The 16,719-nt window shown below is 67.5% G+C and carries 13 protein-coding genes, 3 tRNA genes and 1 pseudogene; 13 read left to right on the forward strand and 4 right to left on the reverse strand.

Annotated elements, in window-relative coordinates; all coding sequences use genetic code 11:
* The first annotated feature begins 619 nt into the window (after nt 1-619).
* The 13 genes and pseudogenes from dnaN to SSPN_RS63075 all read left to right on the forward strand — a co-directional run bounded on the left by dnaN (nt 620) and on the right by SSPN_RS63075 (nt 14,702).
* The gene (gene dnaN / locus SSPN_RS0132370) at nt 620-1,744 is read left to right on the forward strand and encodes a DNA polymerase III subunit beta (RefSeq protein ID WP_010313208.1); all 1,125 of its coding nucleotides are present in this window, start codon (nt 620-622) and stop codon (nt 1,742-1,744) included.
* Between the two features lie 152 nt (nt 1,745-1,896).
* Nucleotides 1,897-2,784, forward strand: a complete 888-nt coding sequence (gene gnd, locus SSPN_RS0132375; protein ID WP_010313211.1) for a phosphogluconate dehydrogenase (NAD(+)-dependent, decarboxylating) — start codon at nt 1,897-1,899, stop codon at nt 2,782-2,784.
* A 301-nt stretch (nt 2,785-3,085) separates the two neighbouring features.
* Nucleotides 3,086-4,348, forward strand: coding sequence for an ISL3 family transposase (locus SSPN_RS0132380; RefSeq protein WP_029535946.1), 1,263 nt, complete (start codon nt 3,086-3,088; stop codon nt 4,346-4,348).
* Nucleotides 4,349-4,470: 122 nt separating this feature from the next.
* Nucleotides 4,471-5,646 carry a DNA replication/repair protein RecF gene (recF, locus tag SSPN_RS0132385; protein ID WP_010313213.1) on the forward strand — a complete coding sequence of 392 codons (1,176 nt, stop codon included), beginning with the start codon at nt 4,471-4,473 and terminating at the stop codon, nt 5,644-5,646.
* Nucleotides 5,647-5,737: 91 nt separating this feature from the next.
* Nucleotides 5,738-6,319: a DciA family protein gene (locus SSPN_RS0132390; protein WP_010313214.1), complete on the forward strand. Its 582-nt coding sequence runs from the start codon at nt 5,738-5,740 to the stop codon at nt 6,317-6,319.
* A gap of 441 nt (nt 6,320-6,760) precedes the next feature.
* The gene (gene gyrB, locus SSPN_RS0132395; RefSeq protein ID WP_010313215.1) at nt 6,761-8,734 is read left to right on the forward strand and encodes a DNA topoisomerase (ATP-hydrolyzing) subunit B; all 1,974 of its coding nucleotides are present in this window, start codon (nt 6,761-6,763) and stop codon (nt 8,732-8,734) included.
* A gap of 49 nt (nt 8,735-8,783) precedes the next feature.
* Nucleotides 8,784-11,279 (forward strand): DNA gyrase subunit A, encoded by a 2,496-nt coding sequence (gene gyrA / locus SSPN_RS0132400; RefSeq protein ID WP_010313216.1) that lies wholly within the window; start codon nt 8,784-8,786, stop codon nt 11,277-11,279.
* A 54-nt stretch (nt 11,280-11,333) separates the two neighbouring features.
* A complete protein-coding gene (locus SSPN_RS0132405) occupies nt 11,334-12,119 on the forward strand; it encodes a DUF3566 domain-containing protein (RefSeq protein ID WP_010313218.1) in 786 nt (261 codons plus the stop codon).
* 116 nt (nt 12,120-12,235) lie between these two features.
* Nucleotides 12,236-12,309 (forward strand) — tRNA-Ile (locus SSPN_RS0132410).
* 64 nt (nt 12,310-12,373) lie between these two features.
* Nucleotides 12,374-12,481: pseudogene (locus SSPN_RS60705) on the forward strand (DLW-39 family protein); the annotation flags it as partial.
* 100 nt (nt 12,482-12,581) lie between these two features.
* Nucleotides 12,582-12,654 (forward strand) — tRNA-Ala (locus tag SSPN_RS0132420).
* 844 nt (nt 12,655-13,498) lie between these two features.
* A tRNA-Ser gene (locus tag SSPN_RS55725) sits at nt 13,499-13,563 on the forward strand.
* Nucleotides 13,564-14,477: 914 nt separating this feature from the next.
* Nucleotides 14,478-14,702 carry a hypothetical protein gene (locus SSPN_RS63075; protein ID WP_010313220.1) on the forward strand — a complete coding sequence of 75 codons (225 nt, stop codon included), beginning with the start codon at nt 14,478-14,480 and terminating at the stop codon, nt 14,700-14,702.
* Here SSPN_RS63075 and SSPN_RS0132430 read toward each other — a convergent pair.
* The 4 genes from SSPN_RS0132430 to SSPN_RS0132445 all read right to left on the reverse strand — a co-directional run bounded on the left by SSPN_RS0132430 (nt 14,689) and on the right by SSPN_RS0132445 (nt 16,670).
* Nucleotides 14,689-15,234, reverse strand: a complete 546-nt coding sequence (locus tag SSPN_RS0132430; protein WP_010313222.1) for a Clp protease N-terminal domain-containing protein — start codon at nt 15,232-15,234, stop codon at nt 14,689-14,691. The two genes, SSPN_RS63075 and SSPN_RS0132430, sit on opposite strands and share 14 nt — an antisense overlap.
* A gap of 2 nt (nt 15,235-15,236) precedes the next feature.
* A complete protein-coding gene (locus SSPN_RS0132435; protein ID WP_010313224.1) occupies nt 15,237-15,446 on the reverse strand; it encodes a helix-turn-helix domain-containing protein in 210 nt (69 codons plus the stop codon).
* Nucleotides 15,447-15,494: 48 nt separating this feature from the next.
* Nucleotides 15,495-15,989 carry an SRPBCC family protein gene (locus SSPN_RS0132440; RefSeq protein ID WP_010313227.1) on the reverse strand — a complete coding sequence of 165 codons (495 nt, stop codon included), beginning with the start codon at nt 15,987-15,989 and terminating at the stop codon, nt 15,495-15,497.
* Nucleotides 15,990-16,094: 105 nt separating this feature from the next.
* Nucleotides 16,095-16,670 (reverse strand): hypothetical protein, encoded by a 576-nt coding sequence (locus tag SSPN_RS0132445; RefSeq protein ID WP_010313229.1) that lies wholly within the window; start codon nt 16,668-16,670, stop codon nt 16,095-16,097.
* Nucleotides 16,671-16,719: the final 49 nt, after the last annotated feature.

Below are 16,719 nucleotides of genomic sequence, written 5' to 3' on the forward strand. Positions count from 1 at the left end.
AGAGAGGAGCCGGTTGACCACAACGCTCTCACAGCTTTGCCCACAACCTGATCGGTGGAGGTGCCAAAAACCAACAGGGGTGGGTACAACCGAGCCGACAACTGTGGATGGAACTGTGGACAACTCGGGATGGTTGTGGATTAACCGCGATGGGCCAGAAGTTGTCCACCACCCGGACGTCGTAGTCCCCGGTTACATCCCGTGTTCATCCACAACCGACCACGCCACGCGACCAGCCCAAACGACACTTGTCCCCACAACTCACAGCCCTTACTACTACTACGGTCATTTCTTCTCTTTGAAGAAAAAAGAAAAAGAGAAGAAGGCTCGGTGGATAAGTGGACAACTCGGCCTGGACCGCCAGGACGGCAGCGCGAACAGCTCGGACCCGGATGCGGAGATCGCGGCGCACGCTCTACGGTGGAACTCCTGCGGAGGCCGCTGGCGTGAACTCCCGGCGAGCTCGGGTCGAACTTCGCGTGCACGGCGCTCGTAGGGATCGCTTCGTCCTCGTTGCGAGGGGCGCGGAGCACACCGACTACACCGACCCGACGAGCTGCTCTCCAGCTCTACACAGTTCTCCGGCAGCCGAGCCACGGCTGGAACCGAAAGGACACCCATGAAGATCCGCGTGGAACGTGACGGTCTCGCCGACGCCGTCGCCTGGGTCGCGCGCAGCCTGCCGTCACGGCCACCGGTTCCGGTGCTGGGCGGAGTGCTGCTCGACGCGAGCTCAGGGGAGGCGCTGACCATCTCCGGGTTCGACTACGAGGTCTCGGCCCAGGTCACCATCGACGCCTCGATCGACGCCAGCGGACGCACCCTCGTTTCCGGGCGGTTGCTGGCGGACATCACCAAGGCGCTCCCGGCCCGTCCGGTCGAGATCACGGTCGATGGCTCTCGCGTCACCATCACCTGCGGCAGCTCGCGGTTCAGCCTGCCGACCATGCCGGTCGAGGACTACCCGGAACTGCCCGCGATGCCCGAGCACGCCGGTTCGGTTCCCGGCGATCTGTTCAGCGAGGCCGTCGGCCAGGTCGCGGTGGCGGCCGGCAAGGACGACACGCTGCCGATGCTCACCGGCATCCGGATGGAGATCAACAACGACAAGCTGACAATGGTCGCCACCGACCGGTTCCGCTTGGCGATGCGCGAGATCACCTGGGAGCCGGGCACCTCGATGGAGGACACCGCGGTGCTCGTCCCGGCCAAGACCCTCGCCGATTCGGCGAAGACGCTGGGCACCGGCGGCAGCAAGGTGGAGATCTCGCTGGCCTCCGGCGACGGCCTGCTCGGACTTTCCGGGACGGCGCGCCGCAACACCACGCGGTTGCTGGACGCGGAGTTCCCGAAGTACCGCCAGCTGCTGCCCGCCGAGAGTGCCGTGACCGCCAACGTCGACGTCGCCCCGTTCGTCGAGGCGATCAAGCGCGTCTCGCTGGTCGCCGAGCGCGGCACCCAGGTGCGACTGGAGTTCTCCGATCGGCTGCTGCGGCTGACCGCCGGCGGCGACGACGAGGGCAGCGCCGAGGAAGAGCTCGCGGTCGAGTTGGTCGGCGAGCCGCTGACCATCGCGTTCAATCCGGCCTACCTGCTCGACGGGCTCGGCGCGATGAAGACCGAGCGCGCCCAGCTGCAGTTCACCACCGCCAACCGCCCGGCCCTCGTCAAGCCGGTCGGGGAGGATGGCGAAGTGGCGGAGGGTTACCTCTACCTCCTGATGCCGGTCCGCCTCCCGGGCTGACCTCGGTCACATCCGGGGCACTGTCCGACCGGAGCCGCGAACGCCGATGGCTAGGCTCCGGTCGGATCGATTCAGCTGGTGAGGTCCTCACCCCGCGGCCGGCCATCCGCGCCGACCAACCAGTCGATACACAGCTCGCAGAGGGAGATCCGGTGCAACTCGGACTTGTCGGTCTCGGCCGAATGGGTTTCAACATGCGTGAGCGGCTGCGGGCCGCCGGTCACGACGTCGTCGGTTACGACCGCAACCCGGACGTCAGCGATGTCGCTTCCATCGCGGAGCTGGTGCAGAAGCTGGCCGGCTCGCGGATCGTCTGGATCATGGTGCCGCACGGCGACCCGACCCGGCAGACCGTCGAGGAGCTGGGCGGGCTGCTGTCGACCGGCGACCTGGTGATCGAGGGCGGCAACTCGAAGTTCACCGATGACCAGGCCAACGCGGCCCTGCTCGCCGAGCGCGGGATCAAGTACGTCGACGTCGGGGTTTCCGGCGGCGTGTGGGGTGCCAAGAACGGTTACGGCCTGATGGCCGGTGGCGACGCCGAGGACATCGAGCGCGCCATGCCGATCTTCGACGCACTGCGCCCGGAAGGCCCGCGCGAGGAGGGCTTCGCGCACTCTGGTCCGGTCGGTGCCGGGCACTACGCGAAGATGGTGCACAACGGCATCGAGTACGGCCTGATGCAGGCCTACGCCGAGGGCTTCGAGCTGCTGTCGGCGTCGGACGTGGTCACCAACGTGCCGGAGACGATCAAGGCGTGGAGCCGCGGCACGGTGGTCCGCTCCTGGCTGCTGGACCTGCTGGTCCGCGCGTTGGAGGAGGACCCGGACCTGACCGAACTGCGCGGCTACGTCAACGACTCCGGCGAGGGGCGGTGGACCGTCGAGGAATCGATCAACAACGCCGTGCCCACGCCGGTGATCACCGCGTCGCTGTTCGCGCGGTTCGCCTCGCGCCAGGAGGACTCCCCGGCCATGAAGGCGGTCGCGGCGCTGCGCAACCAATTCGGCGGCCACGCCGTGCAGAAAACCGAGGACTGACCGAGACCTGGAAGTGGTGTTGATTTGTCGACAAATCAACACCGCCGACCGCCCTCGCTGTTTCCGCAGGTCGGGTGTCTTGAGTACGTTGAGGTACTGGAGCGCCTCAACGCACGAGGCAGCTACCAGGGAAAACCCCGCCCCAGGGAGCACCGCCGTCCGCAACCCTGGCGATTTGTGGCTCTTGTGATCGATTAGTGGGCGTGTGGCCTGGGGTTGGGTCCGGAAGATGAAGGCACGCCGTCGCTTTGGGCTAGGTTGTTGGTTGCGAGATCAACAAGCTGATCAGGGAGCGAACGACGTGCCGGATGTCAGTGTATGGCGCGCGATGGCGGGTCTGGACGACAGGACCGTGATCGAGCGTGTGGCTTTCGAAGAAGGCCGTCCTGGCCGCAGTCGGAGAAGCCCTGGATACGACGGCGGGAGGCGCCGTGAGTGGCGGAGTGTGGATTGCGGGCTGACGCAGATGTGGCTGGCAGCCGACGCGCCCAGGGTGCGCTGTGCCGAGCACGGGGTGACTGTGGCTCGGGTGCCCTGGGCTCGGCATGGTGCCGGGCACACGCTTGTCTTTGACGCCCAGGTGGCGTGGCTGGCGGTGCGAACCTCGAAGTCAACCGTGCGGGAGTTGCTGCGAATCGCATGGAAAACGGTCGGGTCGGTCATCGACCGGGTCTGGGCCGACATCTCCGCTGAGATCGACCTGCTCGACGGGGTCCGCAAGATCGGGATCGACGAGGTTTCCTATAAGAAGAACCATCGCTATCTGACGATCGTGGTCGACCACGACACCGGTCGGGTCATCTGGGCCGCGCCGGGCCTGGGCGCCGCCACGTTGAGCACGTTCTTCGACGAACTCGGACCCGAACGCACCGCGGCCTTGACCCACGTCAGCGCTGACGCGGCGCACTGGATCGCCTCGACGGTCACACAACGCGCCCCGCAAGCGATCTTGTGCGCCGACCCGTTTCACATCGTGGCCTGGGCCACCGACGCCATCGATACCGTCCGCCGCCAGGAATGGCGTGCCCTCAAAGCACTCGCCGACACCGAACGCGCAGAACAGGACCGTCGTGTCGGCCGCCCCACTGCCGATGATCCGAAGCCGGAAACCCCACGGCAGGACCTGGCCAGGGAGTTCAAAAACGCCCGCTACTCCCTGCTGAAAAATCCCGACAACCTCACCCAGGACCAAAGCCTCACCCTGAAGTGGATCACGGCTTCCAGCCCCCGCCTCCACGAGGCCTACGCGTTCAAAGAGAAACTCCGCATCGTCTTCCAAGCCAGGGGTAAGCAGGGCAAACGCATCCTCGACGCCTGGATCAAAGAGGCCGGGCGCAGCACCCTGGAACCCATCCAGAAGCTCTGCAAGTCCGTGGTCCGCATCCGCGCGTCCATCGAGGCCAGCCTGGAGCACGGGCTGTCTCAGGGCCTGATCGAGTCCACTAACACCAAGATCAGACTCTTCACCCGCATGGCCTTCGGGTTCCACACGCCCCAGGCCCTGATCGCCCTCGTCATGCTCAACCTCGGCGGCCCGACACTCACCCTCCCCGGGCGCACTTAACCCACACATACGTCAGGAGAGCCCGATTTGTCGACAAATCGCCAGGATGACGAAGGCGTCGAATCCGCGAATTCGGCGACCGGGCGGACGACCTAACAAAGCTGCGAATAAGTTGGATCGCCGTGTACGTCCGTCATCTGCAAGTGACCGACTTCCGGTCGTGGCCGCACGCCGACCTGGCCCTGGAGCCGGGCGTCACCGTGCTGGTCGGGGCCAACGGGCAGGGCAAGACGAACCTCGTCGAGGCGATCGGTTACGCCGCGACCCTCGGTTCGCACCGCGTCTCCACCGATGCCCCGCTGGTCCGCGACGGCGCGCCGCGCGCGGTCGTGCGGACCGCCGTGGTCAACAGCGGGCGCGAGCTGCTGGTCGAGCTGGAGATCACGCCAGGCAAGGCAAACCGGGCGCGGATCAACCGCGGTGCCGTCGCCAGGCCTCGCGACGTGCTCGGCATCCTGCGCACCGTGCTGTTCGCACCGGAGGACCTCGCGATCGTGCGCGGTGATCCGGGTGAGCGCCGCCGGTTCCTCGACGACCTGCTGGTCGCGCGGTCACCCCGGTACGCGGGTATCCGCTCGGACTACGACCGGGTGCTCAAACAGCGCAGCGCACTGCTCAAGTCCGCAGGCGCGGCGCGCAAGGGCGGCGGCTCGGCGGACCTGCGCACGCTGGAGGCGTGGGACGGCCACCTGGCCCGCTTCGGCGCCGAGCTGCTGGCGGGTCGGCTCGACCTGGTCGCCGCCATCGCACCCCACGTGGCCAGCGCATATGCCAACGTCGCGGCGACCGATGAGGCGACCGCGCCGTCCGGTCGGGTGGCCGACGTCCGCTACCGCAGCAGCCTCGGCGAGTCGCTGCCCGAGGGCTACGGCGTGCCGCTGGGCAAGGCAGCCGACCCGGCCGAACTCGAAGCGGCCTTGCTCGCCGAGCTGGAGCGGGTCCGGCCGCAGGAGATCGACCGCGGCGTGTCGCTGGTCGGGCCGCACCGCGACGACCTGGAACTGCTGCTCGGCGACCTGCCTGCGAAGGGCTACGCGAGCCACGGCGAATCTTGGTCGTTCGTGCTGGCGTTGCGGCTGGCTTCCTACCACCTGCTCACCGAGGATGGCGCCGAGCCGGTGTTGATCCTGGACGACGTCTTCGCCGAACTCGACCGCCGCCGTCGGTCCCGGCTAGCCGACCTGGTGGTCGGGGCCGAGCAGGTGCTGGTGACCGCGGCGGTGCCGGAGGACGTTCCGCCGGAGCTCACCGGTGTCCGATTCGAAGTCCGGGAAGGCGAGGTGCGACGTGCCGTATAACCGTTCGCAGTCGTCAAGTAAACGCAGAGTGATCGCCGGGGCGGGGAAGACCGCGGATTTGCCCACATCTGGGGATAACTCTGTGGATGGTGTGGATAACTCGGCGCCATCAACAGGACCATCAACAGCCGTCCCGGTCGATACCGGGACGTCGCCGGTCGGGTCCGACGGGGCCACGCTGTCCGGTCCCGACCTCGCCCGGGCCGCCCTGCAGGCCGCCCGGGAGCAGTCCGCGGCCCGTCGGCGCGACGGCAAGAAGAAGGGTGGCGCGGTCCGGACACGCCGCCGCCGTGGCTGGTCCGGGCCCCGCCCGGACGACCGCGATCCGCAGCCGCTGGGTCGGCTGGCCGCCCGGATCGCCAGCGAGCGCGGCTGGACCGAACACCTCTCCGGCGGCCAGGTCTTCGCGAAGTGGGCGTCCCTGGTCGGCGGCGATGTGGCCGAACACACCAAGCCGGTGGCGCTGAAGGACGGCGAGCTCACCGTTCAGGCCCAGTCCACCGCGTGGGCCACGCAGCTGCGCTTGCTCCAGCGCCAGATTCTGAAGCGGATCAGCGATGGCGTCGGCCGCGACGTGGTGCGCCGCATCAAGGTGCAGGGCCCGGCCGCGCCGAGCTGGCGGCACGGCCCCAGGCATATTCCCGGGCGCGGCCCGCGCGACACCTACGGCTAGTAGCCTGCCGATACGCGCTCATCCGTCGGCCCGCGCGGGCCACGGCCCGCAGGCGAGGTGGGGCGAATGGCCGCGTCGCGCCGGGGAGCAGACCCGCCGGCTGGCCCGCCGCCGGGGTGGCAACCGGCCGATCGCCACCGAGATCCCCCGGCGACCTCTCGAGGCTCTCGGATGGTGGATTGATTCGAGTTCTCCGCTCTGTGAGGAAGTCAGGGGTGTCCTTGCCCTACTTCTGTCGCGGGGGGCCAGTAGAATCAGTGCAGGGTGTGGCCGACGCCTTCGACCGATGTGATCGTCGAGGCGCTGGGCGACGGCGCGCATCAGGGTGCGGCGCCGACAGACAAGTCGCCCCGAAGTGGTCTGCGGTGCGGGAAGGGCGTGTTTTCGAACCGGCACCGGCCAACCTGACAGCACAGTCGGCTCAAGGAGAAATCGAGGCCCGTGGCACCGAAGAAGAGCGAATACAACGCTTCATCCATCACCGTTCTTGAGGGCCTTGAGGCCGTCCGCAAGCGTCCCGGCATGTACATCGGTTCGACCGGCGAACGCGGCCTGCACCACCTGGTGCAGGAGGTCGTGGACAACTCGGTCGACGAGGCAATGGCCGGCTACGCCTCCAGGGTCGAGGTCACCCTGCTCGCCGACGGCGGCGTGCGCGTGGTCGACGACGGCCGCGGCATCCCCGTCGGCATCCACCCGGTGGAGAAGAAGCCGACCCTCGAAGTCGTGCTCACCGTGCTGCACGCGGGCGGCAAGTTCGACAGCGACTCCTACGCGGTCTCCGGCGGTCTGCACGGCGTGGGTGTGTCGGTGGTCAACGCGCTGTCCACGGCGCTGGAGGCGGAGATCCACCTAGACGGCTACGTGTGGCGGCAGCGCTACGAGGACTCCAAGCCCGTCGCCGACGTCGAGCGTGGCGAGCGCACCGACAAGACCGGCACCACCATCACCTTCTGGGCCGATCCGACGATCTTCGAAACCACCAGGTACAACGCCGAAACCATCTCGCGTCGCCTGCAGGAGATGGCGTTCCTGAACAAGGGCCTGACCATCGTCCTGCGCGACGAGCGGGCCGCCGAAGAGGACGAGGCCGGCGAGGACGCCAGCGGCACCACCGCCCGCGCCACCGAGCGCACCTTCCACTACCCGGGCGGCCTGGAAGACTTCGTCCGCCACATCAACGCCACCAAGGAACCCATCCACAAGAAGGTGGTGTCCTTCAACGCCTCCAGCAAGGACTACGAGCTGGAGATCGCGATGCAGTGGAACTCCGGCTACAACCAGTCGGTCTACACCTTCGCGAACACCATCAACACGCACGAGGGCGGCACCCACGAGGAAGGCTTCCGGTCGGCGCTGACCCGCGTGGTCAACAGCTACGCCAAGGACAAGAAGCTGCTCAAGGAGAAGGACGGCAGCCTCACCGGCGACGACGTCCGCGAGGGCTTGGCCGCGATCGTGTCCGTGAAGGTCCGCGAGCCCCAGTTCGAGGGCCAGACCAAGACCAAGCTGGGCAACACCGAGGTCAAGTCGTTTGTGCAGACCACCGCCTTCGAGTGGCTCACCGACTGGTTCGAGCGCAACCCCGCCGAGGCCAAGGTGATCGTCAACAAGGCGGTGTCCTCGGCGCAGGCGCGGATGGCTGCGCGCAAGGCCAAGGAGCTGGTGCGCCGCAAGAGCGCGATGGACATCGGCGGCCTGCCGGGCAAGCTGAAGGACTGCCAGTCCAACAACCCGGAGGAGTGCGAGCTCTACGTCGTGGAGGGCGACTCCGCGGGCGGCTCCGCGAAGGAAGGCCGCGAGTCGCGGTTCCAGGCGATCCTGCCGCTGCGCGGCAAGATCATCAACGTGGAGAAGTCGCGGATCGACAAGGTCCTCAAGAACAACGAGGTCCAGGCGATCATCACCGCGCTGGGCACCGGCATCCACGACGAATTCGACCTGTCCAAGCTGCGCTACCACAAGATCGTGCTGATGGCCGACGCCGACGTCGACGGCCAGCACATCCGCACCCTGCTGCTGACCCTGCTGTTCCGGTTCATGCGGCCGCTGATCGAGAACGGCCACGTGTTCCTCGCGCAGCCACCGCTGTACAAGATCAAGTGGCCGCGGTCGGAGCCGGAGTACGCCTACAGCGACAAGGAACGCGACGCGCTGCTGGCGCAGGGCGCGGCAGCCGGCCGCAAGCTGCCCAAGGACGACGGCATCCAGCGCTACAAGGGTCTCGGCGAGATGAACGCCGACGAGCTGTGGGACACCACCATGAACCCGGAGACCCGGCTGCTGCTGCAGGTCTCGCTGGACGACGCGGCGACCGCGGACGAGCTGTTCAGCGTGCTGATGGGCGAGGACGTCGAAGCCCGGCGCTCGTTCATCACCCGCAACGCCAAGGACGTCCGCTTCCTCGACGTGTGACGCACCGCGCCGCTAAGCCCCCGAACTTCCCGGAAAGCGAAGGACGAGCATGACGGAAATCCTGCCGCCGGAACACGGCCGGATCGAGCCGGTCGACATCCAGCAGGAGATGCAACGCTCATACATCGACTACGCGATGAGCGTGATCGTGGCCCGTGCGCTGCCAGACGTGCGTGACGGCCTCAAGCCGGTGCACCGGCGCGTGCTGTACGCGATGTACGACTCCGGCTTCCGCCCGGACCGTGGGTACGTGAAGTGCTCCCGCGTCGTCGGCGACGTGATGGGCAACTACCACCCGCACGGCGACTCGGCGATCTACGACACCCTGGTCCGCCTGGCCCAGCCGTGGTCGATGCGCCACCCCCTGATCGACGGCCAGGGCAACTTCGGTTCGCCCGGCAACGACCCGGCCGCGGCGATGCGGTACACCGAGTCACGGCTGGCCCCGTTGGCGATGCACATGCTCGCCGACATCGAAGAGGACACCGTCGACTTCGCCGACAACTACGACGGGCGCACCCAGGAACCCACGGTGCTGCCGTCGCGATTCCCGAACCTCCTGGTCAACGGCGGTGGCGGGATCGCGGTCGGAATGGCCACCAACATCCCGTCGCACAACCTGCGCGAGGTTTCCGACGGGGTCGTCTGGGCGTTGGAGAACCCGGAGGCCACCGACGAAGAGCTGCTCGACGCGCTCATGGCGCGGATCAAGGGCCCGGACTTCCCGACCCACGGCCTCATCCTCGGTACCAATGCGATCGCGGACGCCTACCGCACCGGCCGCGGCTCCATCAAGATGCGGGCCGTCGTCACGATCGAAGAGGACACCAAGGGCCGCACCACACTGGTCGTCACCGAGCTGCCCTACCAGGTCAACCCGGACAACCTGATCGAGAACATCGCCGCGATGCACCGGGAGGGCAAACTCACCGGCATCTCGGATATCGCGGACGAGTCCAACAGCCGACGCGGCATGCGGATCGTGGTCACGCTGAAGCGCGACTCGATCCCCAAGGTGGTGCTGAACAACCTCTACAAGCACACCCAGCTGCAGACCACCTTCGGCGTCAACATGCTGGCGCTGGTCGACGGGGTGCCGCGCACCCTGCGGCTGGACCAGGTGATCCGGTACTACGTCAAGCACCAGATCGAGGTCATCGTCCGGCGCACCAAGTTCCGGTTGCGGAAGGCCGAGGAACGCGCCCACATCCTGCGCGGTCTGGTCAAGGCGCTGGACATGCTCGACGAGGTGATCGCGCTGATCCGCCGGTCGCCCACGGTGGACGACGCGCGCACCGGGCTGATCGAGCTGCTCGACGTCGACGAGATCCAGGCCAACGCGATCCTGGAGATGCAGCTGCGCCGCCTGGCCGCCCTGGAGCGGCAGAAGATCATCGACCAGTTGGCCGAGATCGAGCGGGAGATCGAGGACCTCAAGGACATCCTCGCCAAGCCGGAGCGGCAGCGGCAGATCATCCGCGACGAGCTGATGGAGATCGTCGACAAGTACGGCCAGGACCGGCGCACGAAGATCGTCCCGTTCGAGGGCGAGGTCTCGATGGAGGACCTCATCGCGGACGAGGACGTGGTCGTCACGATCACCCGCACCGGCTACGCCAAGCGGACGCGCACCGACCTGTACCGGGCGCAGAAGCGCGGCGGCAAGGGCGTGCAGGGCGCGCAGCTGAAGCAGGACGACATCGTGTCGCACTTCTTCGTGTGCTCCACGCACGACTGGATCCTGTTCTTCACCAACAAGGGGCGCGTCTACCGGGCGAAGGCCTACGAGCTGCCGGAGGCCAACCGCACCGCGCGCGGCCAGCACGTGGCGAACCTGCTGGCGTTCCAGCCGGACGAGCAGATCGCCCAGGTCATGCAGATCAAGGACTACACCGCAGCGCCGTACCTGGTGCTGGCCACCCGCAACGGGTTGGTCAAGAAGTCCCGCCTGACCGACTTCGATTCCAACCGATCGGGTGGTCTCATCGGGATCAACCTGAAGGACGAGGACGAGCTGGTCGGCGCGGTGCTGTGCTCCGCCGATGACGACCTGCTGCTGGTGTCCGCGGAGGGCCAGTCGATCCGGTTCCACGCCACCGACGACGCGCTGCGGCCGATGGGCCGGGCCACCTCGGGCGTGCTGGGCATGCGGTTCAACAACGGCGATGAGCTGCTGGCGATGGGTGTCGTCCGCGCCGACCGGTACGTGCTGGTGGCCACCGACGGCGGTTATGCGAAGCGCACCCCGATCGACGACTACCCGGTGCAGGGCCGCGGCGGCAAGGGCGTGCTGACTCTCCAGTACGACAACAAGCGTGGCAGGCTGGTGGGGGCGCTCATCGTCGAGATCGACGACGAGCTCTACGCGATCACCTCGACCGGTGGGGTCATCCGGACCACCGCCAAGGAGGTACGCAAGGCCGGCAGGCAGACGAAGGGGGTTCGTCTGATGAACCTGGACGAGGGGTCCGCGCTGGTGGCGATCGCGCGCAACGCCGACGAAGCCGCCGACCCGGACGCTGCGAGGCCGGAACAGCAGCAGTAAAACCGTGGGAGACCACGTCGCACACCGCCGCCGACGATCAACGAAGGATCGCTCGTGACACCTTCCGAGAAGCCGGAGCAGTCGGACCCGCAGCAGGATGCGGACCGGGCTTCGGTCAGCACCCAGACAGCCGACGACAGTGCCGCCCACGACGGCACGGAATCCGGCTCGGCTCCCGCCCAGCCGACCGCCGGAGGCAGTGGGGAAGACCTGCACGGCACCGAGACGCCGCCCCCGTGGCAACGCGCCTCGGCGACCGCGTCCGGCTCGTCCGACACACCGGTGGCCGCGGCAGCCGCCTCCGGTCCGGATGTCGCTGACACGCAGCACATCCCGAAGCAGGTGCAGGACCAGGAAACGGTGCGCACCAAACTGCCGCCGTCCACGCGGACGACCGTGTCGTTCACCGGCGGCGCTGCCGGTGTGGGCGGGACGACCCGCGGCACGACGGCGACCTCGGCGCGGCGGCCGAGCCGAGGCCCGCGGCGGGCCAGCCTGCAGGTGAAGCGGCTGGACCCGTGGTCGGTGCTGAAGCTCGCCCTGGTGCTCAGCGTCGCGTTGTTCTTCGTGTGGATGATCGCCGTCGCGGTGCTCTACGGGGTGCTCGACGGCATGGGCGTGTGGGACCAGCTCAACGGCACCTTCACCGAGCTGACCCAGCCCGACAACGCGGCCAGCGAACCGCTGATCAGCGCGGGACGCGTGTTCGGGGTCGCCTCGATCATCGGCGCGATCAACATCGTGCTGGTGACCGCACTGGCGACGGTGGCCGCGTTCATCTACAACGTGGCGGCCGACTTCGCCGGCGGCATCGAGGTCACCCTCTCCGAGCGGGAATGAACCGCTGACGTGGCGATTCCGGTCCAGCACCGGGATCGCCACGTCCCGGGAGATCCGCAACGCCGACCCCTGTTTCGAGCCCCGGAAGGCGTCCTGTAGGGTTTGAACCACACCAAGGGCCTATAGCTCAGGCGGTTAGAGCGCTTCGCTGATAACGAAGAGGTCGAAGGTTCAAGTCCTTCTAGGCCCACTGGTAATCTTTCGTAAATCCGAGGACTTCTCGGGCTGCACGCCATGCTAGGAGGCGACCGGAAGTGAAGAAGCTGCTCGCACTTGCCGCAGTTGCTGGGGTCGTTCTGTTCGTCATCCGGCGCAACCGGGCCGCGAAGGCCGAGGCCGACCTGTGGCGCGAGGCCACTGCCGAGGCCTGATCGATCCTCACCGCTCTTGATCCGGCTCGCGGAGTCGGCAGCCATCGTGAGCGTCACCGGTCAGCGGACCTGAGTGGGGCTGGCGGTAGCCGGGGACGTAGCTCAATTGGCAGAGCACCGCCTTTGCAAGGCGGGGGTTAGGGGTTCGATTCCCCTCGTCTCCACCGTAAAAGACCAGGTTAAAGTGCCTGGTCTTTTTGCGTGATCATGTACGGGCCACACCCCGTCGAGGTAGTCGGGTAGGAAACCGGCGAAATCATCCGCTCCAGCATCCGGCCCGAGGAACGCGGGCAACCCGGTCGCGACAACATCCCCGACAGCGCCCTCGCCCAGCATCGCCCCGGCATCTCCCGCACCCGCATCCCCCGACCCAGCTGAACCCGCCTCTGACAGCTCAAGCCACGCACCGAGATCGAAGTCGGCCGACCAACGTGTGTTTAAACTTTCTCTACTTCATCAAGGGCGGCCCCTGCGGGGCCGCCTGCCTGCTGTATGCAAGCCATGACGAGGCCGCCGACCTTGCTGTATGCGAGCCCGGTCAAGCCGCCGATGGCCGGCCGGGCGTGCGGCTCGCTGCGCTCACCGGTCCCGGCCGGCCATCGGCGGCGACCGGGCGCGAGCGGAAAGGTCGGCGGCCTCGTCATGGCGCGAGCGGAAGGCAGGCGTCCCCGCAGGAGCCGCCGAGATGGAGATCCGAACCTCGGATGTCCTGACTCCACTGGTCGCCTGGGCGAGCCATTGAGAAACGGTGCTGGGCACGCTGCAAGGGTGGTCGCCTTGGCCGCTCCAGCTGACACCGAACCTGTCCCGCTGCGTGCGTGGTCGCCCGCTTGTGGTTACGCGCGAAGAGTGAGGCAGTCAGTCCATCTGCAAGTCGAGCAGCGCAATGTGCCCCGGACGCGCATGGAGCACATCCGGGGCACACGAGGACCAACACCAACGAAGAACAACCGCAACTGACCGAAACCACGCGGCACGTCGACCAGCGAAGTTCGATCAGCGGCCGAGGTAGACGAGGCCCCTTGATCGCCTTTGCAAGGCGGGGGTTAGGGGTTCGATTCCCCTCGTCTCCACACATCAGGTCGGCGGAGTGTGCCCACGGAAAGCGTGGCCATTACTGCCGCGCCATTATTTTGCCGGGGGCCGAGCTCCCGCAAACCCCCACTGTGTGGGGGTTTCTTTTTTGCCCGATCCTTGGTCTTCGTAGCATTCCCAGCCTGCTCTCTGACCAGCTCTCCGGGGGTTCTTGAGCTCCAGCCTTCCGCTGTCGGAGCATTCCGGGCCTCGTCGTCCACAGAGGTTCCGGGGCAGCGTTTGTCGTGCCTTCGTTCGTGGTGGGCCCTCCCCCTGGGGCACTTTGTCGGCCTTCGGCCGTGTTTTGCCTGGTGGCGGCCTTCGACCGTGCCTGTGGGGGTTGTCAGCCTTCGGCTGTCCGTGTTGGCGGGTGCAGCCTTCGGCGGTCGGCGGGTTTCTGGGGGCTCTGTTCCAACCGCTCGGGTTGCTGCGTCGGGGGGTGGTTTTGGCTGCTGTGTTGTTATTCGGGGTGGGGGTTGCTCCGGTTTGGGCTTGGTCGGGCTCGTCCTCTTTGGATATTTGGTTTCGTTGGCTTCGGTTTCGTTGCGGGTTAGGTTTTGGTTTCGGCGTGCTTGGGGGTGTGGTTTGCGTTTGGCCTTGCGGTGACGTTTTTGGTTCTCGGTCGGTGCTTTGCCGTGTTGGGGTTTCGTCCAGTGGAAGGGGCCTCTTGGGCGGGCTCTTCAACGGGCAGCATGCCCGCACTCCGGTTCTGCGACGGTGCCGTGGACGTGGCATGTCTGAGCAGGTTGCGGCCGGGCGGGCCAAATGAGTTCTGCCCTGTGTTGGACCGCCGTGCTCTTGGACGTTCGACCTCGTGGTGCTCTGGCGGCGTGCTGCCGGTTCTGCTGGACGCGAAGCATTGGGGGCTCACCGCCGCTAGCGCTTCGTCGTGTGCACTGCCGGGTTGGTGGGCATGACCATCGGTGCGCTGGCCATCGGGACCATCGCCGGCAGGCGCAAGGCGCTGATCTTCGCCGTCGCCAGCTTCTCCGCGTTCACCACGTTCACCACGTTCACCGCGTTGTGCGCGCTCGCGCCTTCGGTCTTCGTGTTCGGGTTGCTGCGCTTCCTAGCCCGGCTCGGGCTCTGCGGGCGCTTGCCGGTGACGCAGCGGCTTCAGCAGGTCATGCCGCGTTGACCAGCGACGCGCGGACGCTGCGGTAGGTAATGCCGCGTCGTTCGAGGAGCTCGGCGGCGACTCCCCCGCCGATCAGCAGCGCGAGCAGGAGGTGTTCGGCGCCGATGCGGCGGTCGCCGAGCTCCACGGCCTCGCGGAGCGTGGCTTCGAGCAGGCGCTTGCCGTTGGTGCTGAACGGGATGTGAGATTTGAAGAAGCGCCGCCGTCGGCGGGGCCGGTCGGCGAGAGCATCCGCGCCGAGGGATCGCTCGATGTTGGCGACGACGTCGCGCACGTCAATGCCCAGTTCGCGAAGCGATTCCGCATCGGATTCGCTCAGGCCGCCGAGCCGCCGCGCCTGCTGGTAAGCCGTCGTGACCGCATCGCGCCGCACTTCGTGCGCGGCCAGCAGGCGCCCCGCCGCGGTGGTCGGGTCGTCGACGAGGGCGAGCAGCAGGTGTTCCTCGGTGATCTCCGGGGCACCGTGCTGCTCTGCCTCGCGCACCGCGCGGACCACCGCCTGCCGGGTGGCCGAGGTGAACTTTTCGAACATGATCAGGACCTCCCGTGTTTCTTGTGCACGGCCTGCCGCGACACGCCGAGCTCGGCGGCGATCTCCTGCCACGACCAGCCCTGGTTGCGGGCGTGGCGGACTTGGACGGATTCCAGTTGTTCGAGCAGCTTCCGCAGCGCCGCCACAGCTCGCAGGCCGATCCGCGGATCGCGGCTGCTCGCTGCGGAGGCGAGTTCCGTCGCTTCTGCCATGCAGTCAACTTATGTTGACAATCGGAGAGATGTCAACCCCGGTTGACGTCAGGGCTGGACGGCGTCCCGGATCGCGTCGATGGTCTGCTGCATGGCAGCCTGCAGCCGCGATCGGCGGAACTCCAAGAAGGTGGCGGCCCGGTCGGCGGGCAGGCTGTCCCTGATCGACAGCAGTCGGCTGGGCGGCTGCTTCATCTGGAAGCGCTGGGTGAGCGTGCAGCCGTCGCCGTCGGGTTCGACGTCGAAGGACCACACCGCGTTGTCGGGTGTCGCCGAATAGCTCAGCACCGCCCAGGCGAACCGGCGGCCCGGCTCGGCCGCGATCACCTCGCACTCGGTCGTCCAGAGGTCGTCGCGGAACCGGTTGTGGCCCTTGAAGATGGCGCCGATGGTGCCCGGTTCGCCGGATGCCCACTCGCCGCCGATGCACTCTGGGCTCCACTCGCCCATCCGGGTGATGTCGCTGACGACCCGGTACACCTCGTCCGGGGCGGCGGCCACGTGCGTCGACGCGTGCAGGTCGTACCTCGTCGGTTCGCTCATCCCTGCATCGTGGCCATCGATCTGGCGAGATCGGATGTGATGTGTGACACCCAGAGATGTCGGAGGCCGGACCCGACGGGTCCGGCCTCCGAGAAGTTCACGGGGTCAGCGGGATCGTTCCGGCGCGGCGTGCGCCTGGCCGTCGGGCTGCGCCGGCACGTCGGGGCGGCTCGCGCGGTGACGGGCCTGGGTGTCGCGCCTTGTGAAGCCGTCGTCGGCCTCAGCCACCGGCAGCTCCTCCGGGCGGCGGGAGAACGCCACCGCCACGGCCGCGCCGAGGGCAGTCAGCGCCAGCAGCACCCACGGCCACTTGCGCCGCGGCTTCGGCTTGCCCGGGTCGATGCGAGCGGCCAGCTCCTTGCGGGCGGCGGCCGTGTTCTTGGCCAGCTGCTTTCGGGACTTCGCGGTCGTCTTCTCCCACTGCTTACGCGCCTTGCGGCCGCGCTTGGCGAGCTCCTTGCGCGACATCCCGGTGGCGCGCTGCGCGATGAGCTCCTGCAACTCGTCGGTCGAGTACCCGTGGTTGGCCAGCTCTTGCTCGGCGAGGGCAGCGGCCTGCTTGGACAGCGCCACGCCGACCTCACCTGCGCGTCTCGCGCCGTGGCGGGCGGACTTGATGCCCGTCCCGACCGCCTTGCCCACGCTTTCGCCAGCTCGGGCCATCGCCTTCACCTCGTCCATCGTGTGCCTCCTCGGCCCGGCGTTCGCCGGTCGACTTCGTCGGCCCACA

Origin of the sequence: Saccharopolyspora spinosa NRRL 18395 (genome assembly GCF_000194155.1) — a bacterium.
GTDB classification, from domain to species: Bacteria; Actinomycetota; Actinomycetes; order Mycobacteriales; family Pseudonocardiaceae; genus Saccharopolyspora; species Saccharopolyspora spinosa.

What these genes read in the sequence shown, in the direction of transcription:
- dnaN (WP_010313208.1), top strand. Translation starts at nt 620, where the DNA reads ATGAAGATCCGCGTGGAACGTGACGGTCTCGCCGACGCCGTCGCCTGG.
- gyrA (WP_010313216.1), top strand. Translation starts at nt 8,784, where the DNA reads ATGACGGAAATCCTGCCGCCGGAACACGGCCGGATCGAGCCGGTCGAC.
- SSPN_RS63075 (WP_010313220.1), top strand. Translation starts at nt 14,478, where the DNA reads ATGACCATCGGTGCGCTGGCCATCGGGACCATCGCCGGCAGGCGCAAG.
- SSPN_RS0132430 (WP_010313222.1), bottom strand. Translation starts at nt 15,234, where the DNA reads ATGTTCGAAAAGTTCACCTCGGCCACCCGGCAGGCGGTGGTCCGCGCG.
- SSPN_RS0132435 (WP_010313224.1), bottom strand. Translation starts at nt 15,446, where the DNA reads ATGGCAGAAGCGACGGAACTCGCCTCCGCAGCGAGCAGCCGCGATCCG.
- SSPN_RS0132440 (WP_010313227.1), bottom strand. Translation starts at nt 15,989, where the DNA reads ATGAGCGAACCGACGAGGTACGACCTGCACGCGTCGACGCACGTGGCC.
- SSPN_RS0132445 (WP_010313229.1), bottom strand. Translation starts at nt 16,670, where the DNA reads ATGGACGAGGTGAAGGCGATGGCCCGAGCTGGCGAAAGCGTGGGCAAG.